General features: G+C 37.0%; 13 protein-coding genes and 1 pseudogene. 4 read left to right on the top strand and 10 right to left on the bottom strand.

Features of this window, described 5'->3' with window-relative positions; all coding sequences use genetic code 11:
• The first annotated feature begins 2 nt into the window (after window positions 1-2).
• Window positions 3-1,070 carry a dipeptidase gene (locus ES765_RS00505; RefSeq protein ID WP_138110567.1) on the top strand — a complete coding sequence of 356 codons (1,068 nt, stop codon included), beginning with the start codon at window positions 3-5 and terminating at the stop codon, window positions 1,068-1,070.
• 104 nt (window positions 1,071-1,174) lie between these two features.
• A complete protein-coding gene (locus tag ES765_RS00500; protein WP_138110566.1) occupies window positions 1,175-1,822 on the top strand; it encodes a hypothetical protein in 648 nt (215 codons plus the stop codon).
• 157 nt (window positions 1,823-1,979) lie between these two features.
• Here the strand turns inward: ES765_RS00500 and ES765_RS00495 are convergent, their stop codons facing one another.
• From ES765_RS00495 to ES765_RS00485, 3 genes are read right to left on the bottom strand one after another with little or no spacing between them, the layout of a single operon-like run.
• The gene (locus tag ES765_RS00495; RefSeq protein WP_138110565.1) at window positions 1,980-5,627 is read right to left on the bottom strand and encodes an ABC transporter permease/M1 family aminopeptidase; all 3,648 of its coding nucleotides are present in this window, start codon (window positions 5,625-5,627) and stop codon (window positions 1,980-1,982) included.
• Window positions 5,628-5,661: 34 nt separating this feature from the next.
• Window positions 5,662-6,549 (bottom strand): ABC transporter ATP-binding protein, encoded by an 888-nt coding sequence (locus tag ES765_RS00490; protein WP_138110564.1) that lies wholly within the window; start codon window positions 6,547-6,549, stop codon window positions 5,662-5,664.
• A 60-nt stretch (window positions 6,550-6,609) separates the two neighbouring features.
• Complete coding sequence (locus ES765_RS00485) at window positions 6,610-8,784, bottom strand: acylase (protein ID WP_138110563.1); 2,175 nt, start codon at window positions 8,782-8,784, stop codon at window positions 6,610-6,612.
• A 125-nt stretch (window positions 8,785-8,909) separates the two neighbouring features.
• Between ES765_RS00485 and ES765_RS00480 the strand changes: the two genes are divergently transcribed.
• A complete protein-coding gene (locus ES765_RS00480; protein WP_138110562.1) occupies window positions 8,910-10,646 on the top strand; it encodes an ABC transporter ATP-binding protein in 1,737 nt (578 codons plus the stop codon).
• Between the two features lie 309 nt (window positions 10,647-10,955).
• Here the strand turns inward: ES765_RS00480 and ES765_RS00470 are convergent, their stop codons facing one another.
• From ES765_RS00470 to ES765_RS00450, 5 genes and pseudogenes are all read right to left on the bottom strand, one after another.
• On the bottom strand, window positions 10,956-11,285 hold the full coding sequence (locus tag ES765_RS00470) for a 2Fe-2S iron-sulfur cluster-binding protein (RefSeq protein WP_138110561.1): 330 nt from the start codon (window positions 11,283-11,285) through the stop codon (window positions 10,956-10,958).
• Window positions 11,286-11,321: 36 nt separating this feature from the next.
• A pseudogene (locus tag ES765_RS22820) lies at window positions 11,322-11,567 on the bottom strand (four helix bundle protein); the annotation flags it as partial.
• Between the two features lie 139 nt (window positions 11,568-11,706).
• Complete coding sequence (locus ES765_RS00460) at window positions 11,707-12,765, bottom strand: NAD(P)/FAD-dependent oxidoreductase (RefSeq protein ID WP_138110560.1); 1,059 nt, start codon at window positions 12,763-12,765, stop codon at window positions 11,707-11,709.
• A 70-nt stretch (window positions 12,766-12,835) separates the two neighbouring features.
• Window positions 12,836-13,081: a NifU family protein gene (locus ES765_RS00455; RefSeq protein WP_138110559.1), complete on the bottom strand. Its 246-nt coding sequence runs from the start codon at window positions 13,079-13,081 to the stop codon at window positions 12,836-12,838.
• Between the two features lie 2 nt (window positions 13,082-13,083).
• Window positions 13,084-14,226 carry an Mrp/NBP35 family ATP-binding protein gene (locus ES765_RS00450; protein WP_138110558.1) on the bottom strand — a complete coding sequence of 381 codons (1,143 nt, stop codon included), beginning with the start codon at window positions 14,224-14,226 and terminating at the stop codon, window positions 13,084-13,086.
• 195 nt (window positions 14,227-14,421) lie between these two features.
• On the opposite strand from ES765_RS00450, the gene ES765_RS00445 reads away from it, so the two are divergent.
• Window positions 14,422-16,095, top strand: a complete 1,674-nt coding sequence (locus ES765_RS00445; RefSeq protein WP_249356163.1) for an amidase — start codon at window positions 14,422-14,424, stop codon at window positions 16,093-16,095.
• Between the two features lie 220 nt (window positions 16,096-16,315).
• On the opposite strand, the gene ES765_RS00440 is transcribed toward ES765_RS00445, so the two are convergent.
• Together ES765_RS00440 and ES765_RS00435 are read right to left on the bottom strand one after the other, a co-directional pair.
• Complete coding sequence (locus ES765_RS00440) at window positions 16,316-16,981, bottom strand: ABC transporter ATP-binding protein (RefSeq protein ID WP_138110557.1); 666 nt, start codon at window positions 16,979-16,981, stop codon at window positions 16,316-16,318.
• 12 nt (window positions 16,982-16,993) lie between these two features.
• Entirely contained in the window at window positions 16,994-19,444 is a 2,451-nt protein-coding gene (locus tag ES765_RS00435) for an ABC transporter permease (protein WP_138110556.1), read from the bottom strand.
• Between the last annotated feature and the right edge of the window lie 11 nt (window positions 19,445-19,455).

The following is a 19,455-nucleotide window of genomic DNA, read 5'->3' as shown; positions in this document are numbered from 1 at the left end:
GCATGTTCATATTTGATGCCCATTTAGACCTTTCCATGAATGCTATGGAATGGAACCGAGACCTCACATGGCCCGTAGAGGAGATAAGAAAAAGTGAACAGGGTTTAACTGATAAGCCTGACCGTGGCAACAATACCGTTTCTTTAGATGCCATGAGAAAAGGCAATATCGGACTTTGTATGGCCACCCAAATTGCCCGCTATGTCCACAAGACTAATCCCCTACCAGGATGGAACTCAGCACAACAGGCATGGGCACACACACAAGGCCAATTGGCTTGGTATAAAAGCATGGAAGATTTAGGCGAAATGGTGCAGATTACGAACGGCACACAATTAGAAGCCCACTTAGAACTTTGGAAATCTGACCAAGAAAAAAAACCGATAGGTTATTTGATGAGCCTTGAAGGGGCAGATTCTATTATTGACATTTCCTACTTACAAAAATCTTTCGACCAAGGTCTACGAGCTATTGGTCCTGCTCATTACGGACCAGGCACCTATGCTCACGGCACCAATTCTTCAGGTGGAATTGGTGTAAAGGGAAGAGAGCTTTTAAAGGAAATACAACGATTGGGACTTATACTTGATGTGACCCATTTATGTGATCTCAGTTTTTGGGAAACCATGGTGAATTATGACGGACCTCTATGGGCTAGTCATAACAATTGCAGAACCTTGGTTGACCACCATAGGCAATTTACCGATGAGCAATTGAAGGAAATTATAGCACGAAAAGGAGTAGTCGGGGTAGTTTTAGATGCTTGGATGATGGTTCCGAATTGGGAACGAGGTGTTTCAACGCCTACTTCTGCTGGTGTCAGCCTAGAAAAAATGCTAGATAACATCGACCATATATGCCAATTGGCAGGTAATACTGATCATGTTGGGATAGGTTCTGATTTAGATGGTGGTTTTGGAAATGAACAAGGCCCTGCAGATTTAGACACCATTGCCGACCTTCAAAAGGTTCCTGATTTATTAAAAAATAGAGGGTACTCCCAGCAGGATGTTGAAAATATAATGAACGGTAATTTCATCCATTTTCTAAAGCGAAATCTTAGTCAGTAATACTTCGTTTATCGAATATAGTTATCATTAAAATAATTTTAACGAAGCCTTAAGTTGCCATGGCAGGGTATTTGTTATCTTTATTTCATCATATTGATGACCCAATGAGAAAACCTTTTTTTCTTTTTATAATTCTGTTCTGTTGCACTGTGGTTGTCGTATCTGCGCAAACCGACCTACCTACGTCCAAACCACTTAAGATTGAAGCGGCTAACCCTATAGAACCAAAAGGTGCACCTAGCGCAGGCCCTGTTTTGAATATACCTTCTTTAATTAAAGAGCAACCTAATGTAAATATGAAAGACCCTAACCCTGTTAAGATGTTACGTGATGAGGAACTAGTACAAGCAGGTGCCGGTATGAAAATCGACCCTCGCATTGGCCCTGGCGAACGTTTGGGAGGTTCAGGACAGTTTTTTGCTGATCAGTATTTGGGAGATGTAAAAAGTAAAGGCAAATTCATAGGTATTGTTTGTAGAGATCATGAATATGTAGATGGTGACCGTGTCAAAATTTACATGAATGATATGGTCGTTGAGCCAAATCTACTATTAACAGGGGCGTTTAAAGGCATCAATGTCGATTTACAAGACGGTTTTAACCGTTTAGATTTTGAAGCCCTAAACCATGGTTCTTCTGCACCGAATACGGCACAGGTAGATGTGTATGACGATACCGGAAAATTAATCTACTCCAATAAATGGTTATTGTCTTCTGGATCTAAGGCTACTTTAATTGTTACCAAGGAATAATAATTAATATCTTCATTCCTGTGTAAGCCAATTGGAATAAATAAGTACCACAAAATTATAAGCTGTTAAAAACTCGTCATATCACTACAACATGCTGTAACCTGCGGAAATCATAAAAATTAGGAGAATTATATAGGTGAACTAATCCCAACAGATCCTAATAAGATAGCTCTTGTTCTTCTATATCCTGTACATTGTCATCAGGAATTCTATCGATCATTTTATTATAGGGATCTATACCCGCTTTTACCGGCAACTTTTTGGTTATAAACGTAAATGTACTGGTTCCCGGTTTCATCCATTTTCTCTCTAATATCAAGGGAACTTTTTTTGTTTTTCCATCGATTATGGTATCGTTTTGAAACACACCTATATCCAATAGATTAGCACGTTTAGGAGAACCCAACTCTTTTCCATTACCATCATAATAATTCTTCGAGCTTTCAACGGTAAGCTGAACTTCGAACGTATTATTCTCAAGCTTTTTAAATGTTGCTTCACTTACCTTGTTGGTATATAAGGTGATTTTCTCAAAACTATCTTCTAGATAATACTGTAATGAATCTGGTGTCACTTCCTTAATATAGCTATACCACTCATTCGACGTTGCAAAGGGTGCTTTTGGCCTAAACGCTGCACTATCGATAAATTTTTTGAATCCATTATTCAAATTTTTCTCACCTATATAGTCTTGAAGACCATATAAAACCAACCCTCCTTTTTGATACCATACATAACCCTGCGTATCATTGTCAAGCAATGTTTTTTCAAATTTATTTTCACCCGCTCTCCCTCTTAAGTAGCTGTCAAGTTCACGCTTTAAGAAGTCTTGCATAGCATCAACACCATACTCTTTTTTCATTACCATCAATGATGAATATTCTGCCATGGACTCTGATATTTGATTTGCCCCTCTCGTAGCTGAAGGTGTTATCTGATGTCCCCACCATTGATGTGCTACCTCATGTGACGTTACCATATATGCGTAATCTAAATCTTCGGGGTCGCTAAAATCAGCAGTCCAGCCAAAACTTTCAGCGTACGGAACCGTATTTGGAAAAGATTGTGCAAATGATTGATATCTTGGAAATTCAATAATTCTCATCTGGCGATATTGATAAGGGCCATAATTTTCAGAAAAATAATCAAATGAATGCCTGACTGCCTTAGCAAATCGTTCCACATTATAGTTGTGACTAGGGTGATGGAAAATTTCAACAGCTACTTTCTCTCCATTTTCGCCTTGCCATTCCTCTTTATAAATATCATACTTCGCAGAAGAAACATTAAAGAAGTAATCCATTTCACCTTCCATTTTATAATGATAGTATTTTCTACCATTATCTTCCCATTCCTTTTGCAAATACCCAGGCATAATTGCAATTTGGTCTGGGGCTGTACTTACAGTTCCTTCAAAAGTTACATAATCAGCATCATCATTAAACAATAAATTACTTAGACCCCATTTATCATCTTGTGGCGGTACAGAATATTCTTTTTCAACCAAATCATACTCTTTCCTGTATTTATCACTAGTAAGTTCAGATTGTTGATTATAGCCAAATGAAGGAAAAAATCCGTTATTTAAGAATGTGCCATTATAGACAATATCAGACCCACTGCCTTCATTTGGAAAACCTTTATACCCACGTTTAAGTGCCAATTTCATTATGACCGTATCGCCCGGCATCATTCTTTTTGGGAGTTTATAAATTTTATAATCAAACTTCTCGTATACCTTTCCCTCTTTTAAATCAATATCATTAACCGCTAATTTCAGTAGCTCGGTTTGCAGCAATTGATCATATCCCCAATTAATATGTAGCGAGTCGATAGGCTCATCTCCTTTATTTACCATTGTAAAAACACCCGACATGGTTGCATTGCGTTCTTCAGGAACTAAATCGACATCTACTTTTATATCTGTAAATTTTGGTTGATTTATGTAATTGTACTTACTCAGTTCTTTCTCGTAATTCGCCGATAGCACTCTTCCTTCCTTTACATTCTTATAAGAGTTTACCATACTTACATTATAATAGATATATGCTCCAGCACCTAGCCACACTAAGGCACCTAGCCCCATAACAATTTTAGCTTTACCTCCAAACCGTTGGCTTGCCTCTTTCCAACGGGACTTTAAGCCAGAATCGGTACCGCGCTTCCAGAATAAAAGCCCTATAACCGTTAAAATAGTTCCAAATCCTAACCAGTAAAGTCTAAACCAATTTTGTGCGGCCAAAAAATGCCCAAAACCATTCATGTCAGAAATAGTATAACCGGGCGCATACCCATATAGCACCATATTGTAATCGATATCTGCTAGGCTATTTATTGCAAACATTCCAGCCCAGATGGCGATTGTAATTACATGACCCAAAAACTTTTTAGCAATTAGGGCATGAATAAAAAATGCCAACATGACGTAGGTTATATATTTCGGAAACTCGATTAAATAGAGATCGGTAAAATACATTGCAAATTCAAAATTGAAGTATCCTTGGAGTACTTGGTTAAGTAAACCGCTAATCAGAATCATGTTCACCAATATGAAACAGACAAATACCAAGGCCCAAAATTTTGATCCATAAATCACCCAATTTGGCAATGGAAGCGCCCCATAAATCTGTTCATATTTCACACCTCTTTCACGATGCAATACTTCCCCAGTCATGAAAACGATAAGAATGAATATGAGAATTACATACGTAAAATCCTTTATCTCTAACATATAATAGGTCATCGGTAACATTGGCGTACCATAAGTGGGGTTACCAAACCAACCATCAAAAAATAGAAATGCCACGGCCGCTATTAAAATAGCCTTGAAGAATAGGTCTTTAGTAATATTTCTAAACTCCATCCAAGACAAGCTGAATAATAATTTAAAATTATTGCTTCCACTAAAAACTTGGGAGACTTTGGGTATTTTAGTAAATACTGCCGCAGATGAAACTTCATTATCATCAATACCCTCCTTTTTTGAGCCTAATTTTTTATTAAGAAAGCGCTGAAAATCAAATTTAAAAAGCGTAAAAATAAAAATTAAAACGCCTATACCCAACCATAATATGCGATTCCACAGAACGGTACCCTTGAAGGGTATGGTTAGTGTATTTTGTTCTTCTGGCGTCCAATATTGGATAGTATTATTCAAAGCACCAAAACCAAACGGATCTAATAAACTCACCAATTCCTTATTTTCAATATCTTGGGTCAAGGTTAAGGTCACCAAATAAATTATAAACAATATGGCCCCGCCAGCATAGGCGAGCATGATACGCTTTGTAAGTGCAACCAATGCAAAAAATATACAACCCGTAAAGAAAAAATTTGACCAGTAGAATATTAAGGAAGGTTGTAAATAATACCAAAGATTAAAACTCGCATAGCGCTCTGCCGGTTCATAGCCGGCGTACGGCCCAATTGCATAACCAATCATAAAACCAAGAATAAGACCAAAACTCACTACGAATAATGTAGCCATAGAGCCGGCAAACCGACCTAAGATATAGCCTTTCTCACTAATTGGATAACTGAATAAATAGTTTTGGGTTCCATGTTCAATATCTCTATAAACGGGCACGCCCATAATGGCACTTGCCAACATAATACCGAATATGCTTATAACATTCAACGTTGATGCCAAGGATGCCGGTGCATTTAAAAAAACTTTTTCGGAACCACCATCAAGACCCCCAATCGAGAGAAATAAGGCGTAAACAAACAATATTCCGAAATAAGCCCAGGTAGCAGGCCTCCTTAATCGGTATTTTAATTCAAATAAAAATATTTCAGTGAACATGGTGGATGATTTTTTAGGTTGATGAGATTGAACCTTATACCGTTACTTCATTTAGACGAGTGGTTATTTCGGTAAAATAAACATCTTCTAAATTTGCCGGACTTGGTTCAAAAGTATCATCTGGCCTAGTCGCACTGTGCACATGAATTATGGTACGACCCGCTTTTAAATGGGTAGATATGACCTGGAAATTAGATTTATAACCATCCAACTCTTTCTTGTCAATCATTTTCTTCCAAATCTTACCATGTATACCTTGTATAAGTTCCGTCGGGTTTCCTTGAGCTACCACTTCTCCTAAACAGATAATTGCCATATTTTTACACAGGTTGGCAACATCTTCCACAATATGTGTAGATAAAATAATAATTGTATTCTCTCCTATTTCACTCAATAAATTATGGAATCGAACACGTTCAGCAGGATCTAAGCCTGCAGTAGGCTCATCTACAATAATCAATTTTGGAGACCCTATCAATGCCTGAGCAATACCAAAACGTTGTTTCATTCCACCGGAATAGGTGCCTAAACTTTTATTTCGAACATGCCATAAATTTGTTTTATTCAATAAAGCCTCCACAAGTTGCTTTCGCTCCCCTTTATTGGAAACCCCTTTTAGCGAAGCGATATGATCAAGCATCTTATACGAAGTAACTTTAGGATAAACCCCAAATTCTTGAGGTAAATATCCCAACATCTCCCTCACTTTATCGGTGTCTTTTAAAATATCCACATCTCCCATGGTAATGGTTCCTGAATCTGCCTGTTGCAGCGTAGCCATAGTTCTCATTAACGAGGATTTTCCAGCACCATTTGGCCCTAATAATCCAAACATTCCCTGTGGAATGGTCAATGTAATATCCTTTAGTGCATGTACCCCATTTGAATAGGTTTTACTTAGATTCTCAATTTTCAGTTCCATGGTTGGTTGTTTTGGTTTTATGCATGATACTCTTATTCCATTGATTACTAGGTAAATATACTACTTTCTTTTCCCGGGGCTATACGTTTCCTTCGCCCCGTTTAAAACATCATCTCTATAAAAGGCAGCATCCTTCCAATCTATATTAATATATTTTTCGGTCTGGTCATTAAAATGGGATGATTTTGAGTCGCCGCTTTGGCCACCTGCCAAGATGGTTTTTGCTTTAACCTTATCCCCAAATTCTACTGCCGCTACAAAACTATTTCCTCGTGTACCGTATATTTTTTTAGCACTGGGAGCGGTATATCGTGCTCCATAAGCAGCCAACGCACCCCAAGTTCCTGAAGCAAAACCAACTCCAACACTTGGTAGACTATCATTAAACGCTTGCTTAACATCACCATTCAACCGTTGGTATCGATTAATATCACCCCAAGGCATTTGCCATTTTCCAAAATCAGTTTGCAATGTTTCCAATGTCTCTTCAAATAAGGCTAATTTTTCTGCATTAGGTGAATCACCCCCCCAATACTCCACCAATTCCATACTATTCATACCTTCTGGTCTAACGGCCTTTTGGTAACTCAAGGTTCCATAAAAGTGGCCCAACGTCATTGCAACAGATTCTTTTGAAGTCTTATAATCCCAATTACGGAATACTTCTATAGCTTCTCTTAATTCCCTTTTAGGACTGGCGTCATAGGCTTTAACCAACCCAGGAATCAAGGCTTCAAAAGCCGGCAAATAAGGGTCATGTGCCATTTGAATTAAACTGTCAATTGTATAACCCTTTCTATCAGTCAATAATTCAATGGCATGCACTCCTCTAAAATTCTCTTGGTCTTTAGACATATAATAAGGGTAATCTTTCTTTTTCGGACTGAATTCCAAAGCCGAGGTATAAGGCGTGGAATTACAATTCTGTATCCATCCATTTTTGGGATTCAACACCAAAATATTTTCATCTACGGTATGCAACCCTTGCCAATCTGTTTTAGGATTACTACCATCCACAGGTTCTGAATAATTGAAGCTCACATCTCTTTTAGGAACAAAATTTCCATGGAAATACGCAATGTTCCCTTCAGCATCGGCATATACTGTATTATTACTTGAATTAGTTCGAATATCCATCATCTCCTTAAATCCTTTATAACCATCTTGTTTGGTTCTAATGAACGACTGTTCTAAAGCTTTAACGGGTTCCCACATCATGGCTGAAGCGGTCCATTGACCCTCTGCCACATGGGTTATTGGTCCGTGATGAGTTCTGTAGGCTGGGAATACCTTTTCTTTAATCTGGTCACCATCTGTATATTTTAAAACAATCTCAGTTGATTTTACAGATCGAAGTTCCTCCCCATATTGATAGAACATAGTATCATCGTTCTTGATAATCGTTTCCTTGAATTCATCCATCACATCGGTATAGGTAGAGGTATGCATCCATCCAGTTTTTTCATTGAACCCTTGGTATACAAAAAACTGTCCCCAGGTTACCGCACCATATGCATTTAATCCTTCCTCAGATACCATATGAACTTCTCCCCTAAAAAAAAATGAGGTATGCGGATTAATTAATAACATTGAATTACCTGACTGCGTCAATTTTCCGGAAATAGCAATACCATTTGACCCTTGTGGCTCTTCTGCTTCTATCTCCTTTTTCAACTGTAATTCTTCTAGCTCAGGAATTTCCATATCACTTTCGTAAAACGCAGCTATCTTTTTGATGGATATGCGTTCAATATCACCACCAATAGAGCCTTCACTAAAGTACATAGGCATCCAAGGTTCAAAATGGGTCAATAATTTTGGGGTAACTTCTGGATGGGTATAGAGGTAATAATTCACGCCATCGGCAAAGGCATCACATAGTTTCTTTAACCAAGCCGGACTTTTTTCATAATTGGCTTTAGCTTCTTCCTCACTCATAAATAATTTAGCCCGTAAATCACTGTACAAAGCTTCTTCCCCTTCAACTTCTGCTAACCTACCTGTTGCCCAAATATAATTTTGCTCTACTCGGTTAAAATCATCTTCGCATTGTGCATATAGAAGTCCAAAAACAGCATCTGCATCTGTTTTGCCATATATATGCGGAACTCCGTAATTATCCCTAATAATTTCGATACTAGCTGCTTGAGCCTCCCATCGTTCTACATCACCATTTGTTTTTTCCTTTACGCAGGAAAACACAAGGAAAGCCGATAGAAAATAAATATATTTCATACTTTGATTTTTTTGAACCTACAAGATACAGCCAATCATTTAAAACCGTTAAGCTTCCAAATATAATATGAAGGCTTTTTGCATCGAATTACAGTACCTTGCAGGCTTTTAAAAATCACCTTTTCATGTCCGAAAAAAAAGTTAGTATTCTTACAGCATTCAAAACAATAATTTGGCCCAGAAGAAAACTCGTTTTCGTTGGCTTACTGTTAATCGTTATTAGTAAAGCAGCTAGTTTTGTTGCCCCCTTATCCCTTAAATACTTAATGGATGATATTATCCCCAACAAAAATATTGAACTATTAAAGTTATTGGTTGGTGCAGTTGCATTAGCCATATTAGTTCAATCGGTAACGTCTTTTTTATTGACCAAAATTTTAAGTGTTCAAGCCCAATATTTGATTTCGGAGTTAAGAGCACAAGTACAGAAAAAGGTACTTTCCCTTCCCATTCGCTTTTTTGACAACACAAAATCTGGTGCATTGGTTTCCCGAATTATGAGTGATGTGGAAGGCGTACGAAACCTAATAGGTACTGGGTTAGTTCAATTGGTTGGAGGCACTATTACTGCCGTAGTTTCCCTGATTTTACTTTTAAACATTAGCTGGACGATGACTTTATTCACCTTAGTACCACTCGCTGTTTTTGCGTTGATTGCATTAAAAGCGTTTAAAATAATTCGTCCAATATTTAGAAATAGAGGAAAAATCAATGCCGAAGTAACTGGTAGATTGACCGAAACTTTAGGTGGCGTACGTGTGATCAAAGGGTTTAATGCAGAGGACCAAGAAAATAAAATATTTGAAGAAGGTGTGGAGCGTCTTTTTCTAAATGTAAAAAAGAGTTTGACAGCCACCGCATTCATGACCAGTTCCTCAACATTTTTATTGGGGTTGGCAACAACAGGTATAATGGGTATAGGTGGATATAAAATTATGATGGATGAATTGACCATTGGAAATTTCTTAACATTCACCTTTTTATTGGGACTAATGGTAGCGCCAATTGTTCAAATGAGTAATATTGGAAGTCAACTGACCGAAGCTCTAGCTGGTTTAGATCGTACGGAAGAATTAATGAATATGACACCGGAATCCGATGAAGAGAACAGAACCAAATTCATAAAAAACCTGGAAGGCAATATTATTTTCGATGATGTTTCATTTGCTTATGAAGAGGATAAAGAAGTGCTACATAATATTAGTTTTGAAGCAAAATCTGGTGAAGTCATTGCCTTGGTGGGTAGTTCTGGATCAGGCAAAAGTACTATTGCCGGTTTAGCTGCTACTTTTTTAAATCCGCAATCGGGTATGATTACGGTTGATGGTGAAGATATTGCCAAAGTGAACTTGGGTAGTTTTAGAAAACATTTAGGCGTTGTATTGCAAGACGAATTTCTTTTTGAAGGTACTATTCGTCAGAACATTCTGTTTCCTAGACCAGATGCGACAGAAGGAGAATTGACCGCTGCGGTAAATGCCGCCTACGTAAATGAATTTACAGATCGTTTTGAAGATGGATTGGAAACCTTGATTGGTGAACGCGGAGTAAAATTATCTGGTGGACAAAGACAACGTATCGCCATTGCCAGAGCTGTTTTAGCCAACCCAAGAATTTTAATATTGGACGAAGCTACTTCTAACCTCGATACCGAAAGTGAAGCATTGATTCAAAAAAGTTTGGCAGAACTGACTAAGGGAAGAACCACTTTTGTCATTGCGCACCGTTTAAGCACGATTAGAAAAGCAAATCAAATTTTAGTGATTGAAAACGGACGTATTGCAGAGCAAGGTACGCATGACGAACTAATTGCTACAGAAGGTAGATACCACAATCTGTTTACATATCAAGCGAGGATATAATTTGGTTGATGGTTGATGGTTGATGGTTGATGGTTGATGGTTGATGGTTGATGGTTGATGGTTGATGGTTGATGGTTGATGGTTGATGGTTGATGGTTGATGGTTGATGGTAAAATAAAAAAAACAATTCATTCGAGCTGAATTTAGAACCAAAGGTTATACTGAGCGCAGTCGAAGCACCTCGCAATGACGTTGATGAAATCAGTATTTATTGACGTCTTAGCTAGTGCAGCGTGGCTAAAAGTTGGCTTGGAGCACCAAATATAACATATTACTTAGTTGCTAAAAACACTCCTCATAAAGTAGCAATCAAAGTTCCTCTGGTGCCAATTCTACCTCAAGACCATCCATATCTTCAGAGATGTGTAATTGACAACCTAATCTTGAATTATCCTTTACATTGAAAGCTTCGGAAAGCATTGCTTCTTCATCATCAGACATTTCTGGTAGTTGGTGATCAGACTTAACATAACATTGGCAGGAGGCACACATTGCCATACCACCACAAATACCAATCGTACCTTCTGGGGCTAATTCAAAAGCACGAACCACTTCCATAAGGTTCATATTCATATCAGTTGGCGCATCTATTTCATGCAATACTCCTTTGCGATCAGTAATTTTTATTTTAATATCCATTAAAAGGATTTAGTAGTTAGGATTTAGTGAACTAGTTTATTTCATTGATTGAATTAGTCCGTAAAGCATTCTAGAAATTTCATTCGAATTTTCAATTAACTCATTTGTTCTTTCCTTATGTAAATATTTCAATCTCTCGGACAAATATAACATTGGTCTTACTTCACCATTTGAGCTAATGGAAAAATATAGAAATCTTATAAAATCAGGATTAGTTTTTCTATCAAAACCCTCTGCTATATTATTGGAAATCGAAACAGAAGCTCTTGAGATTTGGTCTTTAAAGGAATTATCTTTTTAACCAGAAAAGTCTTGATAAATAAGTACAGCAAAATCTTGAGATTTCTACCAAACTATTAAATCTTCGAATTTCTTTACAGCCATTTTTACTATTTCCTTATCTCGTGGTTCCTGACTCCTTTCAATCTATCGCTTTTATAACTGCCTTTGGCGCTTCTTTTTTACTTCCATCAAATCCGTTTATACCACCTACAGTAGTATACTTCATAACATATTTTTTATCTGGAAATATTTTCTGAAAGGCACTTTGGCACATTAACGTAGCTTCATGAAAGCCACATAATATTAATTTTAATTTGCCGGGGTATGTATTCACATCACCAATGGCATATATACCAGGAATATTAGTTTGATAATCGAAAGTATCTACCTTAATGGCATTTTTTTCTATTTCAAAGCCCCAATCTCCAATAGGTCCTAATTTAGGGGAAAGTCCGAATAAAGGAATAAAGGAATCTACTTCTAAAATTATATCCTCTTTCGCATCACTGATTTTCCGTATCAAAACAGACTCTAGTACTTCGTCTCCGTTGAGACCTATAATTTCTGCAGGAGTAATCAAGTTTAATTTACCTTGATCTTTTAGTTCCTGTACCTTATCAACCGAATCTAAGGCTCCTCTAAATTCGGTTCTTCTGTGTACCAAGGTAACTTGTGCTGCAATATTAGCCAAGAATATACTCCAATCAAGGGCAGAGTCTCCACCACCAGCAATAACTACTTTCTTGTTGCGGTACACCTCGGGATCCTTTATCATATAAGCAAGGCCATTATCCTCATATTTTGATAAGTTCTCCAATAACGGTTTTCTAGGTTCAAAACTCCCCAAACCACCAGCAATTGCTACTATTGGCGCATTGTGTTGCGTTCCCTTATTGGTCGTAACAACAAAAGAGCCATCGTCTAATTTCTTGATAGTTTCAGCACGTTCACCCAATGTAAAACCAGGTTGAAATGGCTTAATCTGCTCCATAAGATTGTCTACCAAAGCACCAGCAAGAACTTCAGGAAAACCAGGAATATCGTAAATAGGTTTTTTGGGGTATATTTCTGAACACTGACCACCTGCCTGAGGTAGCGCATCAATTAAATGGCATTTTAATTTTAGTAATCCTGCTTCAAAAACTGCAAAAAGACCTGTAGGTCCTGCACCAATTATTAGTATATCGGTCTTAATCATTAAAAAATCTTTTTAAAAAACCCTTCAAAGTTATCCTACTACAGAAGTAAATATTATGACATATATCAGGTTAAAGTCCTGCTATACTAATTACTTCATCTATTTGAGGAGCATATTTTTTAATGGTCATTTCTACACCACTTTTTAGGGTCATTTGGTTGACGCTGCATCCTACGCAGGCACCTTCTAATCTTACTTTCACGGAGTGTTCATCATCAATGGAAATCAAGGTGATATCACCACCATCACTTTGTAAAAATGGTCTAATTTCCTCCAATGCTTTTTCAACATTTAATTTTAGTTCTTCCGGCGTCATATTTATTTTTTCTTAACAGCGGAACATCCCGCCATTGTTGTAATCTTTATTGCTTCTGTTGGAGGTAGTGTTTTATTTCTTCCTACAACTTCCATCACCACCTGTTTCGTAATCTCTTCAAAAGCAGCCTCTACAGGTGTCCCACTCTGTAATGCAGCAGGCCTACCTATATCACCTGCCTCACGTATACTTTGCACCAAAGGTATCTCGCCAAGGAAAGGTACTTTCAAATCTTCTGCTAAATGTTTGGCCCCTTCTTTGCCAAATATATAGTATTTATTCTCTGGCAATTCCGCTGGTGTAAAATAGGCCATGTTCTCTATAATCCCCAACACTGGTACGTTAATGGAATCTTGTTGAAACATTGCCACTCCCTTTCTTGCGTCTGCAAGAGCAACTTCTTGTGGTGTACTTACTACTACAGCACCCGTTACCGGTAATGATTGCATAATACTCAAATGAATATCTCCTGTACCTGGTGGTAAGTCAATCAACATAAAATCCAAGTCACCCCAATGTGCATCAAAAATCATTTGGTTCAACGCTTTAGAAGCCATCGGACCTCTCCAGATTACTGCCTGATCCCGTTGAGTAAAAAAGCCTATAGACAACATTTTTACACCATAACTTTCAACAGGTTTCATTTTCGATTTACCTTCTATATTTACTGCGAGTGGCTTTTCATTAGCTACATCAAACATAATAGGCATTGAAGGTCCATAAATATCAGCATCCAACAAACCTACTTTAAAGCCCATTTTTGCTAAAGTAACTGCAAGATTTGCAGTTACCGTCGATTTACCCACACCGCCTTTACCTGAAGCTACGGCAATGATATTGGTAATACCAGGTATTGGCTTCCCTTTTATTTCATTTACCTTGTTGGATTTAACTGGTGCTTCTACCTTGACGTTAATCTTGATTTTTGCCTTCTCATAAACCTCTTTATGGATAATCTTTAAAATCTCTACCTCTGTCTTTTTACGGGCTTGTAGACTAGGGTTTTTAATGGTAATATCCACCTCTACCTCATCACCAAATATCTGAATATTAGTTACTGCTCCACTCTCTACCATATTCTGGCCTTCACCGGGAACTGTAATATGTTCCAAAGCCTTCAAAATGTCATTTTTTTCTATCTTCATTATATAAATTCATTCTAAACAACAAAGGTACTCCTTAGATAGGAGATTATGAAGTTAGCGTATTGAAAATGAAGATGTCATTATAAACAGATCCTGTTATTAGTAGAATTTAAATTCTTTTTCATTTATTCCATAGACGGTAATAGAAACTATACAAAAACCGTAATTTAGAACACTTATAAAAATTAATAGTACATGTTCAAATCCATGAGAAGTTTAAGCCGCCTATTTGCGTTAAATTCAATTGTTATTTTATTGACCGCCTGTTCTAGTTCTAAAACAGAATTCTCCAAAAAGGATGTTCTTAAATCCCAAAAATTAATTGGGCTTGAATTCAATAAAAAGCATATTGACACTATATATCCCTACCTAAAACGTAATAAGGAAGGTTTTGATACTTTAAGAAAACACACATTAGGTAATGATGTTTTTCCTGCCATTCGATTCGACCCTTTACCACTTAACTTCTCGCCAAAACCACAGCCCGGTTTTCCTGATTGGGAAATTCCGGAAGACGTACAGCTCCCCAAGAAAGAGTCAGATTTGGCCTATTATAACATTCCACAACTTGCCTCTTTAATTAAAAGTAAAAAAATAAGTTCTTATGAACTGACCCAGTTTTTCATTGAACGATTAAAAAAGTACAATCCTATTTTACAATGTACCATTACCATTACCGAGGAAATGGCATTGGAACAAGCAAAAAAAATGGACCAAGAATTAGCTACCGGAACTTACCGTGGAATTCTACACGGTATACCTTACGGAGTTAAAGATTTAATGGCGGTTGATGGATACAAAACCACATGGGGAGCTGAACCGTATAGAAATCAGAAAATTGAAATGACGGCAACCGTAGTTGAAAAATTACAAAATGCTGGTGGCGTTTTGGTTGCTAAATTAGTTTCTGGTTCTTTAGCTCGAGGAGATGTTTGGTTTGACGGAAAGACAAAAAATCCTTGGGATACAGAGCAAGGTGCCACGGGGTCATCTGCGGGTTCTGGCTCTGCCACCGCTGCTGGATTAGTACCTTTTGCACTAGGAACAGAAACCTTAGGTTCTATAACCTCACCAAGTACCAGAAATGGAGTTACAGGATTACGCCCCACGTACGGCAGAGTAAGTAGGCATGGAGTTATGAGTTTGAGTTGGTCTATGGATAAAGTAGGACCCATGGCACGAAGTGCTGAAGATTGTGCCATAGTATATAGTGTTATCACAGGAAAGGACCCAAAAGACGCTACGACCACTGATTACCCCGATGGTTTTGAACCTAATAAAGACATAACAAAACTCCGTATTGGATACTTAAAAAAGGATATCGAAAAAGATACCTCCTTAAGTAAGGGTAATTTGGAAAATGCATTGGAAACCTTTAAAAAAATGGGTCTTACCTTAAACGAGGTTGAATTACCAGAAGATTTGCCCTATAAAAGTTTTGATGTGATTTTAAGAGCTGAAGCCGGTGCATTCTTTGATGAATTGGTTCGCTCAGGCGACGTGGACAAAATGGTAGAACAAGATCAGAGTTCAAGGGCAAATTCGTTACGCCAAGCTCGCTTTATACCCGCAGTAGAATACTTACAAGCCAACAGACACCGCCAAGTACTTATTGAAAAAATGGAGGCTATCATGAAAAATTATGACATTCTTATTTCTCCAACATTTGGGAATAAACAATTAGTAATTACTAACCTTACTGGGCATCCGGTAATTTCTATTCCAACGGGATTGGATAAAGAAAAACACCCAACGAGCATTACGCTCGTAGGTAATTTATATGATGAGGCCAGTATTCTTTTATTGGCAAAAGCTTTTCAAGAAAATACCGAATTTGATGAAATGCATCCTAAAGGATATACTGATTAGGTTTCATTTTTGAGTAAGCATGTCAGTCCGAGTGTTTAAATATCAATTTTTTTATTGGTATTTACATGTATCAAGAACCTTAATAAACCAAATGGTTTTCGATAATTTTTTCTTCATTGTATTTCGAAAAAACACTCGAACTGACCCCTGCTAGTTAAAAGATTCTATCAAAATGCACAACAGGTTAGGATATAATATTTGTGATGATTAGTCGTAAATTTTAAATCTTTCTTCCATCTAACAGGTTAAGAATACGTGAACCGTATTCTGCATTCTTTTCTGAATGGGTAACCTGTATAATGGTGACACCATCTTCTTTGTTCAAGTTCTGAAATAGCTCCATGATTTCCTCACTTTGTTGGGAATTTAAATTTCCTGTAGGCTCATCTGCTAAAATCAATTTAGGTTTTCCAATCAATGCGCGTGCCACACCAACTAATTGCTGCTGACCACCACTAAGCTGTGTAGGGAATAAATCTTTTTTACCAACAATATTGAATCTATCTAACATATCGGCAACTAAGGCTTTTCGTTCAGAGCCCTTTACTTTTTTATACAATAGAGGCATTTCTAAATTTTCCTCAACAGTAAGTTCATCCAATAAATGATAGGATTGAAATACAAAACCAATATACTCCTTGTATAAATTAGAGCGATATTTCTCTTTTAAAGTATGCACTGATTCATTCAAAAAATCATACTCACCTTCATCAAAAGTGTCCAACATGCCAATCACATTTAGCAAAGTAGATTTTCCAGAGCCCGATGGTCCCATTATGGAAATAAACTCACCATCCTCAACTTCTAGATTTATATCTTTTAGCAAGAATACGCGCTGCCCGCCTTGTTGAACCCATTTGAAAATATTATTTAATTGTAGTAGCATAGTTTATTGTTTTTATTCTGTTCGTAAGCTTTTGACGGGGTTAGTATTAGCAGAAGCAATTATTTTGATACTCATGATTAAAAGCGCTATCATAACCATAGCAAATCCACTCAATGTAAAAATCCACCAACTTAAGATAGTTTTATTTGCAAAACCTTCAAGCCAGTAAGTTAATCCGTACCATGCGATTGGTGTAGCAATTAAAAAGGCAATCAGTACTAATTTTAAAAAGTCTTTTGACAACAATAGGTTTAATTGAAAGATTGAAGCGCCAAGTATTTTTCGAACTCCTATCTCTTTAGTTCTACGTTCCGTAGTATGAATTACCAAACCTAATAATCCTAAACAACTAATAAGTATTGCCAAACCAGTTGCCCATTGCAAAAGAATAGAAGTTTTTTGTTCCTTTTCATAAAATTTTTTTACAGTATCGTCCATAAAATTATATTCGAAATCAGCATCTGGATATATAGCTTTCCATATTGTTTCAATTTGTGCAATTGAACTCGACCAATCGTTAGTGTCTAAGCTTTCAAGTTTAAAATGTATCGTTCTAAATTGTGTCCACTTACCATTATAAGAACCACCTGTAAATGCCATTGGTGCTACACCATATTTTAAGGAGTGTTGATTGAAATCGTTCATCACGCCAACGATAGGTGAATTTTCATTGTCTGCCCTTATCGCCTTACCAACTACATTTTCTGGATTACTTATACCTAAAACCTTTAAATAAGAGGTATTTACTACATATTCCCGAATAGAATCATTTAAAGGCATCCTACCCGCCACTAATTTTAAATCATATAAATTAAAAAAATGTGCATTCCCATATAGTAATTGTATATCTGAATTCACTTCCTTTTCTCCATCTACAAATAAGGCGCCCATGCTCATTGTAGAAAATGAAGCAGGTGGATTTCCAGAAAGCACAACTTTAGATATTCCTGGCAAATCTTCCATTTCACGAACAAACCTCGCTCGCTTTGTAGCAGATGTATCTCGCCAAGGCGTCTTAAAATAAGCAATTGCCTCCGTCTTAAAACCCATATCTTTTTTCATCACATAATTCAACTGCTTACCAACCAACAATGTGGCTATTATAAAAACTTGGGCTATTACAAATTGAAAAATGGTTAAGTACTTACGTAATGTGCCTTTATCGGAGTTCGGTATAACTTGTTGTTTAAATACCGATACGGGTTTATATTTTGACAACACCAATGCTGGATAAAAGCCCGAAAACAAAGTCACTACCAAAACCATTACGGCCATGCCTATTATAATCAAGGGATTCCAAAAAAGCTCAAAACTTAGACCTTCTGGAATAAAATCTGAAAATAAATGCACTAGCCATTTAGCTAAGAGTACTGAAAGTAAGGTCGCGGCTAAAGTCAATAAAAATGTTTCTCCTAAAAACTGAAATATCAGCTGCCTTCTAGAGCTACCCAAGGTTTTTCGTATCCCAATTTCCTTTGCTCGTTGCATGGCTTGGGCGGTATTTAAATTGATAAAGTTTATACACCCTAATAGAACCAAAATAGTAGCCAATAATAACAGGCTTTTTAAAGCTGATATAGTGGTGCGACTCTCACTAAAATCAAAAGTGCCATAATCTGGATTCAAATGAATATCTGCCAGTGGCTGAATATTATATGTATTGCTTCTGACAACTGCTACCATTTCTGGTTCATCATGCTCTTTTGCTATTTGTGTTAGGGTTTTTTGAACCTTAGTTGGGTCTGTTTTTTCTGATAGCTTAATGAACAATTGGGAGGCAGAGTTGGTATTGTTCCAATTGGCTTCATATACCGCATTGGTCATATCTTGAGTAGCTGCTGTTTTTAAGGATATAAACTCTTCAAATACGATGTCTGTTCTATCTTTAAAATTAGCTACAATCCCGGATATCTTAGCTGGAATTGTATCGTTATAAACTACTGATTTTCCAAGGATGTCGTCCAAGTCTTGGTTAGGAAAATATTTTTTTGCACGTTCTTCTGATAACACTACATTGTTAGGCTCTTCCAAGGCACTTTGCGCGTCGCCTGCCAGCCAATCATATTTAAATGTTTGAAAAAATGAAGGTTCTGTATAGATTACGAATTCTGGATTTTTAAATCGATTTCCGGTTTCTTGATTTTCAACAAATAAGGGATAGGTAGTAAAAAAAGGAGCTACCGTTTCTAATTCTTCCATATTAAGATCTTTTAGCGCTTGCGCCAAGGGTACCGTTACACCTGCGTTATAAAAATCGCCATCGGGACTTTTAAATGCAGTGGTGACTCTATAGATTCGATCACCACCTGGGTGGAATTTATCAAAGGAAAGGTCATAAACAACCATAGCACCAATCACAAAAGCAGCACTTAGGCCAATGGAAAGACCTAAAATATTAATAATGGAAAACACCTTGTTTTTCCAAATAGTACGAAAAGCAATCTTTAAATAATTACGTAACATATCAACCTAAT

The organism is Maribacter sp. ACAM166 (genome assembly GCF_005771495.1).
Lineage (GTDB): Bacteria > Bacteroidota > Bacteroidia > Flavobacteriales > Flavobacteriaceae > Maribacter.
Note: the sequence above shows the minus strand (reverse complement) of the source record. Positions and strands in the feature narration are given on the sequence as shown.

Excerpts from the sequence above, each read along its gene's own strand:
- ES765_RS00485 (WP_138110563.1), bottom strand. The coding sequence starts at position 8,784 with ATGAAATATATTTATTTTCTATCGGCTTTCCTTGTGTTTTCCTGCGTA.
- ES765_RS00460 (WP_138110560.1), bottom strand. The coding sequence starts at position 12,765 with ATGATTAAGACCGATATACTAATAATTGGTGCAGGACCTACAGGTCTT.
- ES765_RS00500 (WP_138110566.1), top strand. The coding sequence starts at position 1,175 with ATGAGAAAACCTTTTTTTCTTTTTATAATTCTGTTCTGTTGCACTGTG.
- ES765_RS00455 (WP_138110559.1), bottom strand. The coding sequence starts at position 13,081 with ATGACGCCGGAAGAACTAAAATTAAATGTTGAAAAAGCATTGGAGGAA.
- ES765_RS00505 (WP_138110567.1), top strand. The coding sequence starts at position 3 with ATGTTCATATTTGATGCCCATTTAGACCTTTCCATGAATGCTATGGAA.
- ES765_RS00435 (WP_138110556.1), bottom strand. The coding sequence starts at position 19,444 with ATGTTACGTAATTATTTAAAGATTGCTTTTCGTACTATTTGGAAAAAC.
- ES765_RS00490 (WP_138110564.1), bottom strand. The coding sequence starts at position 6,549 with ATGGAACTGAAAATTGAGAATCTAAGTAAAACCTATTCAAATGGGGTA.
- ES765_RS00495 (WP_138110565.1), bottom strand. The coding sequence starts at position 5,627 with ATGTTCACTGAAATATTTTTATTTGAATTAAAATACCGATTAAGGAGG.
- ES765_RS00470 (WP_138110561.1), bottom strand. The coding sequence starts at position 11,285 with ATGGATATTAAAATAAAAATTACTGATCGCAAAGGAGTATTGCATGAA.
- ES765_RS00440 (WP_138110557.1), bottom strand. The coding sequence starts at position 16,981 with ATGCTACTACAATTAAATAATATTTTCAAATGGGTTCAACAAGGCGGG.
- ES765_RS00445 (WP_249356163.1), top strand. The coding sequence starts at position 14,422 with ATGTTCAAATCCATGAGAAGTTTAAGCCGCCTATTTGCGTTAAATTCA.
- ES765_RS00480 (WP_138110562.1), top strand. The coding sequence starts at position 8,910 with ATGTCCGAAAAAAAAGTTAGTATTCTTACAGCATTCAAAACAATAATT.
- ES765_RS00450 (WP_138110558.1), bottom strand. The coding sequence starts at position 14,226 with ATGAAGATAGAAAAAAATGACATTTTGAAGGCTTTGGAACATATTACA.